Origin of the sequence: Pseudomonas izuensis (genome assembly GCF_002356535.2) — a bacterium.
In the GTDB taxonomy this organism is placed as follows: Bacteria; Pseudomonadota; Gammaproteobacteria; order Pseudomonadales; family Pseudomonadaceae; genus Aquipseudomonas; species Aquipseudomonas izuensis.
This window is the reverse complement of record NZ_AP017423.2, coordinates 3,047,525-3,062,827: the sequence shown is the minus strand read 5'-3', so window position 1 is coordinate 3,062,827 and position 15,303 is coordinate 3,047,525. Positions and strand designations below refer to the sequence as shown.

The 15,303-nt window shown below is 60.9% G+C and carries 15 protein-coding genes; 4 read left to right on the top strand and 11 right to left on the bottom strand.

The window, feature by feature from the left end:
• Positions 1-112: 112 nt before the first annotated feature.
• Positions 113-1,291, top strand: a complete 1,179-nt coding sequence (locus LAB08_RS13755; RefSeq protein ID WP_096511682.1) for an MFS transporter — start codon at positions 113-115, stop codon at positions 1,289-1,291.
• A gap of 160 nt (positions 1,292-1,451) precedes the next feature.
• A complete protein-coding gene (locus tag LAB08_RS13750) occupies positions 1,452-2,159 on the top strand; it encodes an HPP family protein (protein WP_096511683.1) in 708 nt (235 codons plus the stop codon).
• A 128-nt stretch (positions 2,160-2,287) separates the two neighbouring features.
• On the opposite strand, the gene astA is transcribed toward LAB08_RS13750, so the two are convergent.
• From astA to LAB08_RS13715, 7 genes are all read right to left on the bottom strand, one after another.
• Positions 2,288-3,322 carry an arginine N-succinyltransferase gene (gene astA / locus LAB08_RS13745; protein ID WP_096511684.1) on the bottom strand — a complete coding sequence of 345 codons (1,035 nt, stop codon included), beginning with the start codon at positions 3,320-3,322 and terminating at the stop codon, positions 2,288-2,290.
• Complete coding sequence (gene ctlX / locus LAB08_RS13740; protein ID WP_096515405.1) at positions 3,319-4,257, bottom strand: citrulline utilization hydrolase CtlX; 939 nt, start codon at positions 4,255-4,257, stop codon at positions 3,319-3,321. The genes astA and ctlX overlap by 4 nt, the downstream gene beginning before the upstream one ends.
• 238 nt (positions 4,258-4,495) lie before the next feature.
• Complete coding sequence (locus LAB08_RS13735) at positions 4,496-4,975, bottom strand: Lrp/AsnC family transcriptional regulator (RefSeq protein ID WP_007974731.1); 480 nt, start codon at positions 4,973-4,975, stop codon at positions 4,496-4,498.
• A 12-nt stretch (positions 4,976-4,987) separates the two neighbouring features.
• A complete protein-coding gene (locus LAB08_RS13730) occupies positions 4,988-5,749 on the bottom strand; it encodes an ABC transporter ATP-binding protein (protein WP_096511685.1) in 762 nt (253 codons plus the stop codon).
• 57 nt (positions 5,750-5,806) lie between these two features.
• The gene (locus LAB08_RS13725; RefSeq protein WP_096511686.1) at positions 5,807-6,517 is read right to left on the bottom strand and encodes an ABC transporter permease; all 711 of its coding nucleotides are present in this window, start codon (positions 6,515-6,517) and stop codon (positions 5,807-5,809) included.
• On the bottom strand, positions 6,514-7,239 hold the full coding sequence (locus LAB08_RS13720; RefSeq protein WP_096511687.1) for an ABC transporter permease: 726 nt from the start codon (positions 7,237-7,239) through the stop codon (positions 6,514-6,516). The genes LAB08_RS13725 and LAB08_RS13720 overlap by 4 nt, the downstream gene beginning before the upstream one ends.
• Before the next feature lie 60 nt (positions 7,240-7,299).
• Positions 7,300-8,079 carry a transporter substrate-binding domain-containing protein gene (locus LAB08_RS13715; RefSeq protein ID WP_096511688.1) on the bottom strand — a complete coding sequence of 260 codons (780 nt, stop codon included), beginning with the start codon at positions 8,077-8,079 and terminating at the stop codon, positions 7,300-7,302.
• Between the two features lie 555 nt (positions 8,080-8,634).
• Between LAB08_RS13715 and LAB08_RS13710 the strand changes: the two genes are divergently transcribed.
• The gene (locus LAB08_RS13710; RefSeq protein ID WP_096511689.1) at positions 8,635-9,741 is read left to right on the top strand and encodes an enoyl-CoA hydratase/isomerase family protein; all 1,107 of its coding nucleotides are present in this window, start codon (positions 8,635-8,637) and stop codon (positions 9,739-9,741) included.
• A gap of 3 nt (positions 9,742-9,744) precedes the next feature.
• Positions 9,745-10,896, top strand: a complete 1,152-nt coding sequence (locus LAB08_RS13705) for an acyl-CoA dehydrogenase family protein (RefSeq protein WP_096511690.1) — start codon at positions 9,745-9,747, stop codon at positions 10,894-10,896.
• Positions 10,897-11,009: 113 nt separating this feature from the next.
• Here the strand turns inward: LAB08_RS13705 and LAB08_RS13700 are convergent, their stop codons facing one another.
• From LAB08_RS13700 to LAB08_RS13685, 4 genes are all read right to left on the bottom strand, one after another.
• Complete coding sequence (locus LAB08_RS13700) at positions 11,010-11,885, bottom strand: NAD(P)-dependent oxidoreductase (RefSeq protein ID WP_096511691.1); 876 nt, start codon at positions 11,883-11,885, stop codon at positions 11,010-11,012.
• A 162-nt stretch (positions 11,886-12,047) separates the two neighbouring features.
• On the bottom strand, positions 12,048-12,821 hold the full coding sequence (locus tag LAB08_RS13695; RefSeq protein ID WP_096511692.1) for an enoyl-CoA hydratase: 774 nt from the start codon (positions 12,819-12,821) through the stop codon (positions 12,048-12,050).
• 14 nt (positions 12,822-12,835) lie between these two features.
• Positions 12,836-13,963 (bottom strand): acyl-CoA dehydrogenase, encoded by a 1,128-nt coding sequence (locus LAB08_RS13690; protein ID WP_096511693.1) that lies wholly within the window; start codon positions 13,961-13,963, stop codon positions 12,836-12,838.
• A 139-nt stretch (positions 13,964-14,102) separates the two neighbouring features.
• Entirely contained in the window at positions 14,103-15,296 is a 1,194-nt protein-coding gene (locus LAB08_RS13685) for an acetyl-CoA C-acyltransferase (protein WP_096511694.1), read from the bottom strand.
• Positions 15,297-15,303 lie beyond the last annotated feature (7 nt).

The following is a 15,303-nucleotide window of genomic DNA, read 5'->3' as shown; positions in this document are numbered from 1 at the left end:
GCTCCCACAGGGGAACGCATTCCAATTGTGGGAGCGAGCCTGCTCGCGAATGGCAGCGACACGGTTTCCAGTCGAACACTTGAACATCTGAATAAGGACATTTGTACGCACCGTGGCCACTTACTCCCTCATTGTCCGCCGGTTGATGATCGTTTCGCTGACCATCGTCGTCAGCCGCGCCATCACCAGCCCGTTGCTCACGTTGTTCCTGAGCAACAAACTCGGCCTCAACCAACAGGACGTTGGCTTGCTGCTCGGTATCGCGGTGTTCATCGCCACCCTGCTCGCCCTTTATGGCGGCTACATCATCGATCGCCTGGAAAAACGCCGGTTGCTGATCCTGGCGATGCTCTCCAGTGCCATCGGCTTCGTGCTGCTGACCTTCGCCGAAAACCTCTACCTGACCACCGTCACCCTGGTGATCACCGAGACGGCTTCGGCGCTGTTTCTCATCGGCTCCAAGGCCATCCTCAGCGAAAACCTGCCCATCAGCCAGCGCGCCAAGGCGTTTTCCCTGCGCTACACCCTCACCAACGTTGGCTATGCCACCGGCCCCATGCTCGGCGTGGTGATCGCCGGGTACTACCCGATTGCGCCGTTCCTGATTGCCGGTGCCATCGCGTTCTTCAGCATCTTCCTGATGATCGGTATCCCGAAGGATTCGGCGCAGACCCCGGCCATTGGCCAACCGCAGAGTTTCTTCAAGACCCTGGTGACCCTCAAGAACGACCGCACGCTGATCATGTTCACGGGTGGCTGTCTGCTCAGCACCGTGGTGCATGGCCGTTACACCCTGTACCTGTCGCAATACCTGCTGGTGACCCACGATTCCAAACGCGCCCTGGACATCATGGCCGCCCTGCTCGCCTGCAACGCCATCAGCGTGATCCTGTTGCAGTATCAGATTGGCCGTTTCCTCAATCGTGAAAAGCTGCGCTACTGGATTGCCGGCGGGACCAGCCTGTTCATCCTCGGGATGATCGGCTTCAGCCTGGCCGACAGCATGCTCAGCTGGTGCGTGGCGATGTTCGTCTTCACCCTGGGGGAAATGATCATTTACCCCGCGGAATTCCTCTTCGTCGACACCCTGGCACCGGAAGAGCTGCGCGGCAGTTACTACGGAGCGCAGAACCTGGCGGCCCTCGGTGGCGCCCTGAGCCCGGTGATATGCGGCTTTTTGTTGATGCACACGCCGGCACCGACGATGTTCTACGCCTTGAGCGCGCTTACTGCGGTGGGTGGATTCCTGTGTTTCATGAGTGGCCGGCGCGTGGCGTTACATCAGAATTAGTGAACTGAAGCTTCATTAATATGAATTTGTCAGCATCTGGATTGAACGGCACACTGTGCCCGTTCCTCCCCCAATAGTTGGAACAACTTCAAGGGCTTTCTGGATATCCCAGACAAGCCCTTTTTTTTCCTCAGGTTTTTGTCTACGGAACGGTTTCGTCATGCTCGCTCGCTGGTTGCCCGCCGCCATCAACACCCGCCCCACCGAATGGAGCCGTGCCGCCATTGGCATGGCCCTCGGAACGATGCTCAGCGTCTGGCTGTGCGGCCAGGTGTTCGGCATCGAGGTGGCACTGCATCTGATCGGTCCGCTGGGTGCTTCGGCAGTGTTGCTGTTCGCCGTATCGTCCGGCGCACTGGCGCAGCCGTGGTCGATTATTGGCGGCTACTTGAGCGCCGGCGTGGTGTCGTTGCTGGTGGCCCACGTACTGGGGCGGACGCTGGGCAGCGCTTGCCTGGCGGCGGGCATGGCGCTGATCCTGATGTGTTGGCTGCGTTGCCTGCATCCACCGGCCGGCGCGCTGGCGTTGACCCTGGTGCTGGCGGACCCGGCGACCATTGCCATGGACTGGAAAGCCCTGGGGCCGGTGATGCTGGGTGCCTCGATCATGCTGCTTTGCGCCCTGGCCTATAACAACCTGACGCGCATCCGTTACCCCAAGCGTGCCAGCGAACCGGTGGCGTCGGTGCCTGCCGATCACCCGCCTGCCGATAGTCAGGCGATCACTGCCCAGGACCTGAAGCTGGCGCTGGCCGACATGGAAGCCTTCTTCGACGTCACCCCTGAAGACCTTGAACAACTGATTCATGCCAGCGAACTGCACGCCAGGCGCCGCAGCATCACTGAAGTGCTCAGCAAGACTACCTGACACAACACGCCGTCCCTGTAGGAGCCGGCTTGCTGGCGAAGACGGCAGTCCAGTCAACAATGCAGTGACTGATACACCGCTATCGCCAGCAAGCCGGCTCCTACAGGTTCAATGCAGGTTCAAATCCTTCAGGCCGCAGACAATTGCCGGGCAGGCACCGCCAGGCTCACTGCCCTGACCGAATCTCCCACACCCACCCCCAACTCTTTCGCGGTTTGAGCGTCAACAATCAGCGTTCCTGCAGCCACCCGCGCCGGTGCCGCGGTAATCCGGCACTTGGCAAACAGGCGGTTATGAATCAGGTAAGTCGCTGCCTGTTCCCCCGGTGTACCGATGCTCAGTTGCAGCACCTGGCTGTCACGCACCGCTCGAATATCCCCGGTGGCGCATTCAATCAACGGACCACCGTCGAAGATGTCGATGTAATCGCGATGCTCGAACCCTTCAGCCTGGAGCATGCCCAGCGCCGGTTCGGTGTTGGGATGAACCCGGCCGATGACCGACCGCGCAGCCTCCGGCAACAGGCAGGTCGGCAGCGGAAATTTGGGCATCAACTCCGCGATGAAGGTCTTGTTGCCCAGTCCGGTCAGGTAGTCGGCATCGGCGAAGTCCATTTTGAAGAAGTGCCGCCCCAATCCCTCCCAGAACGGAGAAACACCTTGGGCGTCTGAATAGCCGCGCATTTCGGCGATGACCTTGTCACCGAAGTGCTGACGAAACTCCGCCAGGAACAGGAACCGCGCCTTCGACAACAAACGACCATTGAGTCCACTGCGATGATCGGCGTGTAGAAACAGTGAACACAGCTCGGAATGGCCCGTCATGTCGTTGCCAAGGAACAGCGTCGGCAACTGCTGGTTGATCCCGAGGTTTTTCGACGCGGCGACAAACAAACCCAGCCGATAGTTGTACCAGGGCTCACGCAGGCCGACGGCACCGGCCAGCGCACAAATACCGATCGCCTCTTGCTGGTCGTTCTCCAGCACAAACAAGTAGTCGGCGTCGGCGCGTTCGGCTTCGCCCGCAAAGGTTTTCTGCGCCCACTCCAGACGCTGACGCAAACGCGCCGCGTCGGCCGGCAAAGTGGTCAAACCCGCCCCAGCGCTATGGGCAAGGGCTAACAATGCCGGCAAATCTGCCGGTGCAGCGGGACGGACGATCATCGCACTTGCTCCCTGGCAGCCGGATGCCTGGGCAGAAAGACCTCGGCCAACATGCAGCGGGCGCTGCCACCGCCGATACGCTCGATGGTGTCGATAGTCACCGGCAACGGTGTGGTGTGGGCTTCGATCAACCGACGCTGGCCGGCATTCAGCGAATGCCAGGCCGTGCGTGACATCACCAGCACCGGTTCGCCCGCGGCGTTGTGCACTTCGAGCATATTGCCGGCGAAGGACTCCAGTTGCGCCCAGTCCAGGGCGATCACCTGCTTGCCGCTGTCTTCCAGGCGCGCGCGCAGTGCCTGGCGTTCGTCGGGGTCAGCCACCGATGCCAGGCAGGCCACGGCCAGGCGCGTGCCAACGCTCATCATCACGTTGGTGTGGTAAATCGCCACGCCCTGGCGGTCAACCGCGTTAAATGCGCAGAGCTCGTAGCCCAAATGATCGACCACCTGATCCAGTGCCCGGGCGTGGGTGCGGGTGGAATAGCCGGCGTAGCAAATCCGCTGTTGCCGGTCCAGCACCATGCTGCCGGTGCCTTCGAGGAACACGTCCTGCTGTTCGAGGCTGGATAGATCCAGCAGCCGTTCAACCCTGTATTCGTCCCGCAATCGGTCCAGTACACCTTTGTCCCGCTCCAGGCGTCGGTTATGACCCTGCATCGGGTACAACACCAACGTGCCATCGGGATGGCTGCTCCACCAGTTGTTGGGAAAGATCGAGTCCGGGGTATGCGGCGCTTCAAGGTCGTTGTGAACCAGGACTTCAACGCCATGGCTGCGCAGCGCAGTGACGTAGCCGTCGAACTCTAGCAGGGCCTTGAGCTGCACGTCTTCGGACACCGCGGCCGGGCGCTGGAAGCGGTTGTTTGCCGCCGTGTCCTGATTGAAGGAAAAACGTGTCGGGCGAATCATCAAAACAGTATTGGTGGTTTGCATGGGCACAGATTCAATGAGGGTTGAGAGAGGCTCATTGTCTGTTTCGAGACGGGAAAAACCCGGTTGATAACGGCTTTGACGGTGATCGAAACGGCTGAAGATGCTGGCCCGTTCAGCCGATTCGGCGAACAACACACATCAACTGTGGGAGCGAGCCTGCTCGCGAAGGCGGAGTGTCATCAAACATCAATGTCGACTGACACACCGCTTTCGCGAGCAGGCTCGCTCCCACAAGTTGCTATTCCATCGTGGTCTTGACCATCGCCAGTTCCGGGTGGCTGACCAGTTTGTCGATGTGCAAATCCGGGTCGTCGAACCAGACTTCGGTCAGCACCCGGTAATGTTCCATGTCCCGGCAACGCATGCGCAGGCTGTAGTCGAACGCGCCGCTAATCAACCGGCATTCCAGCACTTGCGGGCAAGCACGGACCTTGGCCTCGAAGGCTTTTTGCGCGGCACGCCCGCTCTGGTTCGACAGCGCGACCAACACCAGCAGCGACAGCCCGGGCGTCAGTTTTTTCTCATCGAGAATCGCGCCATACCCGCGAATGACCCCGAGCTGTTCGAGTTTACGCACCCGTTCCAGACAGGGTCTGGGCGTCAGGTGCACGCGTTCGGACAGCTTTTGATAAGTGATGCGCCCTTCGTGGCGCAACACTTCGATGATGGCCTGATCGATACGATCAAGCACAATCGACAGATCGCGGATATCCGCCATGTATGTCTTGCCTCACTTCAAACGACCCGATAGGAATTGCTGTAAACGTTCACTCTTGGGCTGGTCAAGGATCAATGCGTCACCCTGCTCCTCGACCCGGCCCTGATGCAAGAACAACACCTGGCTGGAGACCTGCCGGGCAAAGCCCATTTCATGGGTCACCATCAGCATGGTCCGGCCTTCTTCGGCCAGTGCCTGGATCACCTTCAGCACTTCACCCACCAGTTCCGGATCAAGCGCGGAGGTCGGCTCGTCGAACAACAGGATTTCCGGTTCCACCGCCAGCGCCCGGGCAATCGCCACCCGTTGCTGTTGACCGCCGGACAGGAACGCCGGGTACTGATCGGCGACCCGTTGCGGCAAACCGACCTTGTCCAGATAGGCCCGCGCACTCTCTTCAGCAGCCTTGCGACTCATCCCCAGCACCCGACAGGGCGCCAATACGATGTTTTCCAGCACGGTCAGGTGGCTCCACAGATTGAAATGCTGGAACACCATTGCCAATCGCGTGCGCAAACGCTGCAACTGCCTGGGGTTGGCCACGCGCATGCCACCGACACCCTGACGCGTAAGCACCCGCTCGCCATCCAGTGCAATGGCACCTTCATCAGCACGCTCCAGAAAATTGATACAGCGCAGCATGGTGCTTTTACCCGAACCACTGGCGCCGATCATGCTCACCACGTCCCCAGCGCGTGCGTTCAACGAGACGCCCTTGAGCACTTCATTGTCACCAAAACGTTTATACAGATTTTCAACCGTGAGTTTGTACATGCGAGTGCTCCTGGAGCGGCTGCCTGCTGGGCGCCGCTCTGGATTGAAGAATGAAAGTCAGTGGGTCGGGCCGAGAAAACTCAGCCAGCGCTTCTCCGCCAGGCGGAACGCCGCGACCAGCCCGAACGACAGCCCGAGGTACAGCAGGCCGGCAATGCCGAAGGCCTGAAAGGTCATGAAGGTCGCGGCATTGGCATCCCGGGCGATTTTCAAAATGTCCGGAATCGTTGCGGTAAACGCCACCGAAGTCGCGTGCAGCATCAGGATCACTTCGTTGCTGTAATACGGCAGCGCGCGGCGCAATGCCGAGGGCAGGATCAGCTGCAGATACAGGCGCCAGCCACTCAGGCCGTAGGCATGCGCCGCTTCGATTTCACCGTAGGGAATGCTGCGGATCGCCCCGGCGAAAATTTCCACGGTGTAAGCGCAGGTGTTGAGGGTGAATGCCAGCAAGGTGCAATTCATCGCGTCGCGGAAAAACGCTTCGAGCAATGGCTGCGAGCGCACCACGGCAATGCCGTATATCCCGCTGTAGCAAATCAGCAGCTGGATATACAACGGCGTGCCGCGAAACACATAGGTGAACAGCTGAACCGGCCAGCGCAACAGACCCCAACGCGAAACCCGCAGGATCGCCAGGGGCAATGACAAGACAAACCCCATCGCGATGCTCGCCACCAGCAACCACAACGTCATGGCCAGCCCGGTCAGGGTTTCGCCGTCGCTGAACAGAAAGGGTTTCCAGTATTCGGCAATCAACTCGATCATCGCGCCATCCCCCGCACGCCCTGGTTGTAGCGTCGCTCCAGCACCCGCAACACAGAGTTCGACGCACTGGTGATCAGCAGGTAGAGGGCTGCGGCCAGCAGCAGAAAATCAAGCATATTGAACGTGCTTTTGCCGGCCTCCTGGGCCACCTTAACCAGGTCCGACAGTCCGATGATCGACACCAGCGCCGTGGCCTTGAGCAGCACCAGCCAGTTGTTGCCCAGGCTAGGCAAGGCGAAACGCATCATTTGCGGGAATACCACGAAACGAAAACGCTGCCAGCGATTGAGGCCAAAACACGCGGCGGCTTCCTGTTGCCCGCGCGGCACACTCAGGATCGCCCCGCGAAAGGTCTCGGTGAAATACGCGCCATAGATAAAACCGAGGGTGACAATGCCGGCCACAAACGGGTCGATCTCCATGTAAGGCCAGCCCATGGTCTCGGTCAGGGCGCTCAGCCAGCCTTGCAGGCTGTAGAAAATCAGCAGCATCAACACCAGGTCCGGCACGCCGCGGATCAGCGTCGTGTAGAAGGTCGCCGGCAGGTTGAGCAGTTTGAGCGGCGACAACTTGGCCGCCGCACCGAGCAACCCCAGTGCCATGCTCACCAATAGCGCAAGCGCCGACAGTTTGAGGGTGACCCAGGTGCCGTGCAGCAACAAAGGGCCATAGCCTTGCAGGGCCGAAAGATCGACCCCCAGAACATTCAGGAAGGAATTCACGCCAGTCACCTGTCTTGATGCCCCCCCTGTCGCTGCGACACAGCGACAGGGGGGCGAGGATCAGTTGTTGTAGAGGTCCAGATCGCCGAAATGCTTCTGCTGGATCTGTGCGTAGATACCCTTGTCATGCAGGGCCTTGATGGCGGCATTGAGCATGCCTTTGAGTTCTTCGTTGTCCTTGCGCACGCCAATGGCGATTTCCGACGGCACCAGCGGGTCACTGATGCCTTCGCTGTTCTGGAAACCGGCCCCTTGTGGCGAGGTCAGGAAGCTCATCTGCGCTTGCAGCTTGTCCTGGATCGACGCATCGAGACGGCCATACACCAAGTCGGCGTAGACCTGATCCTGATTCTGATACGCGCGCAACTTCACCCCGCCCGGTCCCAGTTTGGCCTTGGCGTAGGTTTCCTGAATCGTGCCTTGCATGTAGCCGATGGTCTTGCCGCGCAGCGACTCGGCGGTGGGCAACAGGCCGGAGTCCTTGCGGGTGACGATGGCGGTCGGCCCGGCGTACAGGCGATCGGTGAAATCGATCTGTTTTTTGCGTGCATCGGTCACGGTCATCGAGGACTCGATGGCGTCGAACTTCCCGGCCTTGAGCCCCGGAATCAATCCGTCGAAATCGTTGCTGACCCAAACACAGGTGAGCTTCAGCTCGGCACAAATCGCATTGCCCAAATCCACGCCGAAACCCTGCACGCCGCCATCGGCCGTGGTGGATTCAAAGGGTGGGTAGCTCGGATTGACGCCAAATCGCAATTCCTTCCATTCCTTGGCGCTCGCGCCGGTGGTGCAGCACAGCAACGCGAGTGCCGGCAAAGTCAGCCATTTGATGTTCATCTTCTTGAGTCCCGGATTATTTTGATTTATCGCGATCCGGCGACTGCGCCGAACCACACTTTTTTACAGGGGCAGAGAGTCGATGCGGTGTAAACCGCAGCCGTATGTGTTGTTGTTTTCGACCGGTTCAAGCCAGTCGCCGGATGTGAAGTCCATCTCCAGCGCAGTGCAACAAGCGCTTTAAACGGACCGTCAGGATGCCAATTGCCGGAACGGCGCGGGTGTCGTAAGCCGGCGTTAAAACAGCGCAACTGCGCTGAACACAGGCTGCTCACAGCCGATTCTGTCGCCGATTGCCGCGCATCCCCTGTAGGAGCCGGCTTGCTGGCGATGGCGGTGGGTCAGGCACCGCATTGTTGACTGGCCCCTGGTCTTCGCCAGCAAGCCGGCTCCTACAAGGGGCGCGTAACCCAGGCCCCTTCCGTTCTCAACTGCAAAAATGCACAGCCAACCTGCAGTTATCCGGGTTGTACACGGCAAATTTGCACTGTTACGATCCAGCATCGCTCGCGCGCGAGCTTGTCTATAAAGAACAATAAAAGCAGGGAGTTACTGATGACTGCTCAGGTTTCTTCTCCGGGGACCACGTCCATGGATGCCACACAAAACGAAGTGCTGGCCGAAGTTCGCAACCACGTCGGTCATTTGACCCTCAACCGCCCCGCCGGCCTCAACGCCCTGACCCTGGACATGGTCCGCAGCCTGCACCGTCAGCTCGATGCCTGGGCCCAGGACCCGCAGGTGCATGCGGTGGTCCTGCGCGGTGCCGGCGAAAAAGCATTCTGCGCCGGTGGCGACATTCGTTCGCTGCATGACAGCTTCAAAAGCGGCGGCACGCTGCACGAAGATTTCTTCGTCGAGGAATATGCCCTCGACCTCGCGATTCATCACTACCGCAAACCGGTCCTGGCATTGATGGACGGCTTTGTCCTGGGCGGCGGCATGGGTCTGGTACAGGGCGCCGATCTGCGGGTAGTCACCGAAAAGAGCCGCCTGGCGATGCCGGAAGTGGGTATCGGTTACTTCCCGGACGTCGGTGGCAGTTACTTCCTGCCGCGCATTCCCGGCGAACTGGGGATATACCTGGGTGTCAGCGGCGTGCAGATCCGCGCGGCCGATGCCTTGTATTGCGGCCTGGCCGACTGGTATCTGGACAGCAGCAAGCTGGCCGCGCTGGACGAAAAACTCGATCAGCTGCAATGGCACGACACACCGCTCAAAGACCTGCAAGGCGTGCTGGCGACACTCGCCGTGCAACAGCTGCCTGACGCCCCGTTGCTCGCGCTGCGCCCGGCCATCGACCACTTCTTCGCCTTGCCTGATGTGCCGAGTATTGTTGAGCAATTGCGGGAAGTAACGGTCGCCGACAGCCATGTGTGGGCCACCACCACCGCCGACCTGCTGCAAACCCGTTCGCCGCTGGCCATGGGCGTGACGCTGGAGATGCTGCGACGCGGTCGGCACTTGAGCCTTGAACAATGCTTCGCCCTTGAGCTGCACCTGGACCGCCAGTGGTTCGAGCGCGGCGACCTGATCGAAGGCGTGCGCGCCTTGCTGATCGACAAAGACAAGAACCCGCGCTGGAATCCGCCCACCCTCCAGGCGTTGGACGCCGGACACGTGGCGAGTTTCTTCAACGGGTTTGACCAGACCGGGAGCTGAGCCATGCACGATATCGAATTGAGCGAAGAGCAAGTCATGATCCGCGACATGGCCCGGGACTTTGCCCGCGGTGAAATCGCCCCCCATGCCCAGGCCTGGGAAAAGGCCGGCTGGATCGACGACGCGCTGGTGGCGAAGATGGGCGAACTCGGCCTGCTGGGCATGGTGGTGCCCGAGGAATGGGGCGGCACCTACGTCGATTACGTCGCCTATGCCCTGGCGGTGGAGGAAATCTCCGCCGGCGACGGCGCCACTGGCGCGATGATGAGCATCCACAACTCGGTGGGCTGTGGGCCGGTGCTCAACTACGGCACTGAAGAACAGAAGCAGACCTGGCTGGCGGATCTGGCCAGCGGCCAGGCCATCGGTTGCTTCTGCCTGACCGAGCCCCAGGCCGGTTCCGAAGCGCACAACCTGCGTACCCGCGCCGAACTGCGCGACGGCCAGTGGGTGATCAACGGCGCCAAGCAGTTTGTCAGCAACGGCAAACGGGCAAAACTGGCGATCGTGTTTGCCGTGACCGACCCGGATCTCGGCAAGCGTGGCATTTCGGCGTTCCTGGTGCCCACCAGTACCCCCGGCTTCACCGTGGACCGCAGCGAACACAAGATGGGCATCCGCGCTTCCGATACCTGCGCGGTGACGCTGAACGACTGCACCGTCCCCGAGGCCAACCTGCTGGGTGAACGCGGCAAAGGCCTGGCCATCGCCCTGTCCAACCTCGAAGGCGGCCGCATCGGCATCGCCGCCCAGGCGCTGGGCATTGCCCGTGCGGCGTTCGAAGCCGCGCTGGCCTACGCCCGCGATCGCGTGCAGTTCGGCAAGCCGATCATCGAGCACCAGAGCATCGCCAACCTGCTGGCGGACATGCACATGCAACTCAACGCCGCACGGCTGATGATCCTGCATGCCGCGCGTCTGCGCAGTGCCGGCCAGCCCTGCCTGTCGGAGGCTTCGCAGGCCAAGCTGTTCGCGTCGGAAATGGCCGAGAAGGTCTGCTCGTCAGCGATACAGATTCATGGCGGCTATGGGTATCTGGAAGATTATCCGGTGGAGCGTTACTACCGGGATGCGCGGATCACGCAGATTTACGAGGGGTCGAGCGAGATTCAGCGGATGGTGATTGCCCGCGAACTGAAAAACTATCTGGTTTGAAGATTTAAAGGCTTCGCGAGCAGGCTCGCTCCCACAAAGGATCTTCAGTGTGCATGAGATCTCATGTGGGAGCGAGCCTGCTCGCGAAGGCGTCATCGAATACCCCTCATCACTTAACCCTGTCCGGAACGCTTGATCGCCCTCACCCCCAGCGCCGCCAGATCGCTCTCCCCCTCGCCCAGCGCCACCGCATCCAGCAGGTTATCGCGCAACACACTGGCAAACGGCAGCGGCACGTGATTCGGCTCCCCGGCTTTCAACGCCAACCCCACATCCTTCAGACCCAGACGTAACGTGAACCCCGCCCCCTCGGTTTCACGCCGGGCGATCTTCGGCCCATAGACCTTGTAGGCCGGTGCCGCGAACAATGTGCTGGTAATGAAATCGACAAAATCGGTATTGGCCACGCCATAACTTTGCGTCAACGCCATCGCTTCACCGGTGGCTTCGATGGCACTGATCAGCATCATGTTGGTGGCGATTTTGAGAATGCCGGCATTGAGTGGGTCTTCGCCCATGGGCCAGGTTTTCTGCCCGAGTACGTCCAGCAATGGCTGAACCTTGGCAATGGCCGCTTGAGGACCGGCGACGGCGATATTGAGCATGCCGGATTCGGCCAGATCATTGCGCCCGAACACTGGCGCGGCAATCAACTGGACCCCCGCGCTGGCGTGCGCCTCGACCATCTCCCGAATGAACGCCACCGACAGTGTGGCCATGCTCAAGTGAATCAGACCCGGCTTGCTCGAAGCCAGGGCACCGCTGTCGATCAGGATGCTGCGGGTCACGGCGTCATCGGCGAGCATGCTGATCACGACTTCGGCATCGAATGCCTCGCCCGGGTGTTTGAGAGCGACGGCGCCCTGTTTCACCAGCGTCTCGACCGCGCCTTGACTGCGGTTCCATACCAGCACCTGATGACCAGCCTTGAGTAGATTGGCTGCCATGCCTTTACCCATGGAACCCAGCCCGATGAATCCGATGCGCATGTCGACCTCCGGTGATTTGGTTCACGAAAGTCGTCAAGAATAGCTGAGTTTGCAGGTCCTAAAAGCTACGCGAGCAGGCTCGCTCCCACAGAGGATCTCATTAGCACTCAGATCTACTGTGGGAGCGAGCCTGCTCGCGAAGACGTCCGTGAAGACGCTATATCACTTGCCTTGGAACTCCGCCTCACGCTTGGCAACGAACGCCGCCATCCCTTCTTTCTGATCCTGGGTCGCAAACGCCGCATGGAACACCCGACGCTCGAAGCGCACGCCTTCGGACAGGCTCACTTCAAAGGCACGGTTGACGCTTTCCTTGACCATCATTGCAATCGGCAAGGACTTCTTGGCGATCAACGCCGCGACTTTCAGCGCTTCATCCAGCAGCTCATCACTCGGCACGATGCGCGCGACGATCCCGCAACGCTCCGCTTCCACCGCATCGATCAGGCGCCCGCTCAGGCACATTTCCATGGCCTTGGCCTTGCCCACGGCGCGGGTCAGGCGCTGGGTGCCGCCCATGCCCGGCAGCACGCCGAGGTTGATTTCCGGCTGGCCGAATTTGGCGTTGTCGCCAGCCAGAATGAAATCGCACATCAGCGCCAGCTCACAGCCGCCACCCAGGGCGAAACCGTTGACCGCGGCAATGATCGGCTTGCGGCGATTGGCCACGCGATCGCTATCGCTGAACAGGTCGTCGAGGTAGATCTGCGGGTAGGTCAGCTCGGCCATTTCCTTGATGTCGGCACCGGCGGCGAAGGCTTTTTTCGAGCCGGTCAGCACGATGCAGCCGATGTTCGAGTCCTTCTCCAGGCCATCGAGGGCGTGGTTCAGTTCGCTGACGATCTGCGCGTTCAACGCGTTGAGTGCCTGCGGACGGTTGAGGGTGATCAGGCCTACGCGGCCGTGGGTTTCCAACAGAATCGTTTCGTAGTTCACACATTCACTCCTATTCAAAGATTGCGCGAAATGACCATGCGCTGAATATCGCTGGTGCCTTCGTAGATCTGGCAAACCCGCACGTCGCGGTAGATCCGCTCCAGCGGGAAGTCGTTCAGGTAACCGTAGCCGCCGAGGGTTTGCAATGCCGAGGAGCAGACCTTTTCGGCCATTTCCGAGGCGAACAGCTTGGCCATCGATGCTTCGACCAAAGCCGGCTTGCCGCTGTCACGCAGGGCGGCGGCGTAATGCACCATCTGCCGGGCCACGGCGATCTGGGTGGCCATGTCCGCCAGGCGGAATGCGACTGCCTGATGTTCGATGATCGGCTTGCCGAAGCTCTCGCGTTCACGGGCGTAGTCGCGGGCGGCTTCGAACGCCGCACGGGCCATGCCCACCGATTGCGAGGCAATGCCGACGCGGCCGCCTTCGAGGTTGGCCAGGGCGATCCTGTAGCCTTCGCCCTCTTCGCCCAGGCGGTTGGCCACAGGGACTTTGACGTCTTCAAAGAGGATCTGGCAAGTGTCGGAGGCGTGCTGGCCGAGCTTGTCCTCGACCCGGGCGACTTTGTAGCCCGGTGAATCGGTCGGCACGATCAGCGCCGTGATGCCACGCTTGCCGGCGCTCGGGTCTGTGACGGCGAACACAATCACCACCCCGGCGTTCTGCCCGGAGGTGATGAATTGTTTGCAACCGTTGAGCACGTAGTGATCGCCTTCCAGGCGGGCGCGGGTTTTCAGGCCGCTGGCGTCGGAACCGGCCTGGGGTTCGGTCAAGGCGAAAGCACCGAGCATCGCGCCGCTGGCCAGGGGCTTGAGGAAGCGTTCTTTCTGATCGTCGGTGCCGTAGTTGAGGATCGGCACGCAACCCACCGAGTTGTGCACGCTCATGATGGTCGAGCAGGCGCCGTCGCCGGCGGCGATTTCTTCCAGGGCCATGGCATAGGCCAGGTAACCGGTGTCGCAACCGCCCCATTGCTCCGGCACCAACATGCCGAAAAAGCCCAGTTCGGCCATTTCGCCGATGGCTTCCTTGGGGAAGCGGTGCTCACGGTCCCATTCGGCGGCGAAGGGTTTCAGCCGTTCCTGGGCAAACTGCCGGGCGGCGTCGCTGATCTGAAGTTGTTCGTCATTGGGGATCATGACCAGTCCTTAATTGGGTTAAAGCATTAACCCTGTAGGAGCGAGCCTGCTCGCGAATGCGGTGTGCCATTCAACAAAATTGTCGACTGACACGGCGCCTTCGCGAGCAGGCTCGCTCCCACAGGGATTGGCGTTCGCCTTAATACAGGCATTCCACGGCCATCGCCGTCGCTTCCCCACCGCCGATGCAGATCGCCGCCACGCCGCGCTTGAGGCCTTTTTGGCGCAAGGCCGAGAGCAAGGTCACCAGAATCCGCGCGCCGGAGGCACCGATCGGGTGGCCCAGGGCGCAAGCGCCGCCGTGCACGTTGAGCTTCTCATGGGGGATTTCCAGGTGGGTCATCGCGGCCATGCCAACCACGGCGAAGGCTTCGTTGACTTCCACCAGATCGACCTGATCCAGCGACCAGCCGGTTTTCTTCATCAGTTTCTTGATCGCGCCAACCGGTGCCACCGGGAACAGGCCCGGTGTATCGGCAAATGCCGCGTGGCCATGAATCACCGCCAGCGGTTTGAGGCCGCGCTTGTCTGCTTCGGAACGGCGCATCAACACCAGGGCCGCCGCGCCGTCGGAGATCGAACTGGAGTTGGCTGCGGTCACGGTGCCGCCATCGCGGAACGCCGGTTTGAGCGAGGCGATCTTGTCCAGCTTGGCTTTCGGCGGCTGTTCGTCGTTGCTGATCACCACCTGTTCCTTGCCGACGGTGACAGTCAGCGGGACGATTTCGTCCTTGAAACTGCCGTCCTTGATCGCCTGTTGGGCGCGAGTGGTCGAGGCGATGGCAAAGGCGTCCTGGGCTTCGCGGCTGAAGTCGTTGGTTTCGGCACAGTCTTCGGCGAAGGTGCCCATCAGGCGGCCCTTGTCGTAGGCATCTTCCAGGCCGTCGAGGAACATTGAATCGAGCACCTTGCCATGCCCCAAGCGGTAACCGCTGCGGGCGCGGTCCAGCAGGTAGGGTGCGTTGGACATGCTTTCCATGCCACCGGCAATGACCACATCGGCGCTGCCGGCCAGCAGCATGTCATGGGCCAGCATGGTGGTTTCCATGCCGGAGCCGCACATCTTGTTCACCGTGGTGCAGCGGGTCGACTTGTCCAGCCCGGCACCCAGCGCGGCTTGACGGGCCGGCGCCTGGCCGAGGCCGGCGGGCAATACACAACCGAACAGCACTTCATCGACGGCGTCCGGTGCAACACCGGCACGCTCGACGGCGGCCTTGATCGCGGCGGCACCGAGTTGTGGCGCGGTCAGGCTTTTCAAGTCGCCCTGGAAACCGCCCATGGGGGTGCGGACAGCGCTGACGATAACGATTGGATCATTGGCAATGGTCATGACAAAT

Excerpts from the sequence above, each read along its gene's own strand:
- LAB08_RS13750 (WP_096511683.1), top strand. The coding sequence starts at position 1,452 with ATGCTCGCTCGCTGGTTGCCCGCCGCCATCAACACCCGCCCCACCGAA.
- astA (WP_096511684.1), bottom strand. The coding sequence starts at position 3,322 with ATGATCGTCCGTCCCGCTGCACCGGCAGATTTGCCGGCATTGTTAGCC.
- ctlX (WP_096515405.1), bottom strand. The coding sequence starts at position 4,257 with ATGCAAACCACCAATACTGTTTTGATGATTCGCCCGACACGTTTTTCC.
- LAB08_RS13735 (WP_007974731.1), bottom strand. The coding sequence starts at position 4,975 with ATGGCGGATATCCGCGATCTGTCGATTGTGCTTGATCGTATCGATCAG.
- LAB08_RS13730 (WP_096511685.1), bottom strand. The coding sequence starts at position 5,749 with ATGTACAAACTCACGGTTGAAAATCTGTATAAACGTTTTGGTGACAAT.
- LAB08_RS13725 (WP_096511686.1), bottom strand. The coding sequence starts at position 6,517 with ATGATCGAGTTGATTGCCGAATACTGGAAACCCTTTCTGTTCAGCGAC.
- LAB08_RS13715 (WP_096511688.1), bottom strand. The coding sequence starts at position 8,079 with ATGAACATCAAATGGCTGACTTTGCCGGCACTCGCGTTGCTGTGCTGC.
- LAB08_RS13710 (WP_096511689.1), top strand. The coding sequence starts at position 8,635 with ATGACTGCTCAGGTTTCTTCTCCGGGGACCACGTCCATGGATGCCACA.
- LAB08_RS13705 (WP_096511690.1), top strand. The coding sequence starts at position 9,745 with ATGCACGATATCGAATTGAGCGAAGAGCAAGTCATGATCCGCGACATG.
- LAB08_RS13700 (WP_096511691.1), bottom strand. The coding sequence starts at position 11,885 with ATGCGCATCGGATTCATCGGGCTGGGTTCCATGGGTAAAGGCATGGCA.
- LAB08_RS13690 (WP_096511693.1), bottom strand. The coding sequence starts at position 13,963 with ATGATCCCCAATGACGAACAACTTCAGATCAGCGACGCCGCCCGGCAG.
- LAB08_RS13685 (WP_096511694.1), bottom strand. The coding sequence starts at position 15,296 with ATGACCATTGCCAATGATCCAATCGTTATCGTCAGCGCTGTCCGCACC.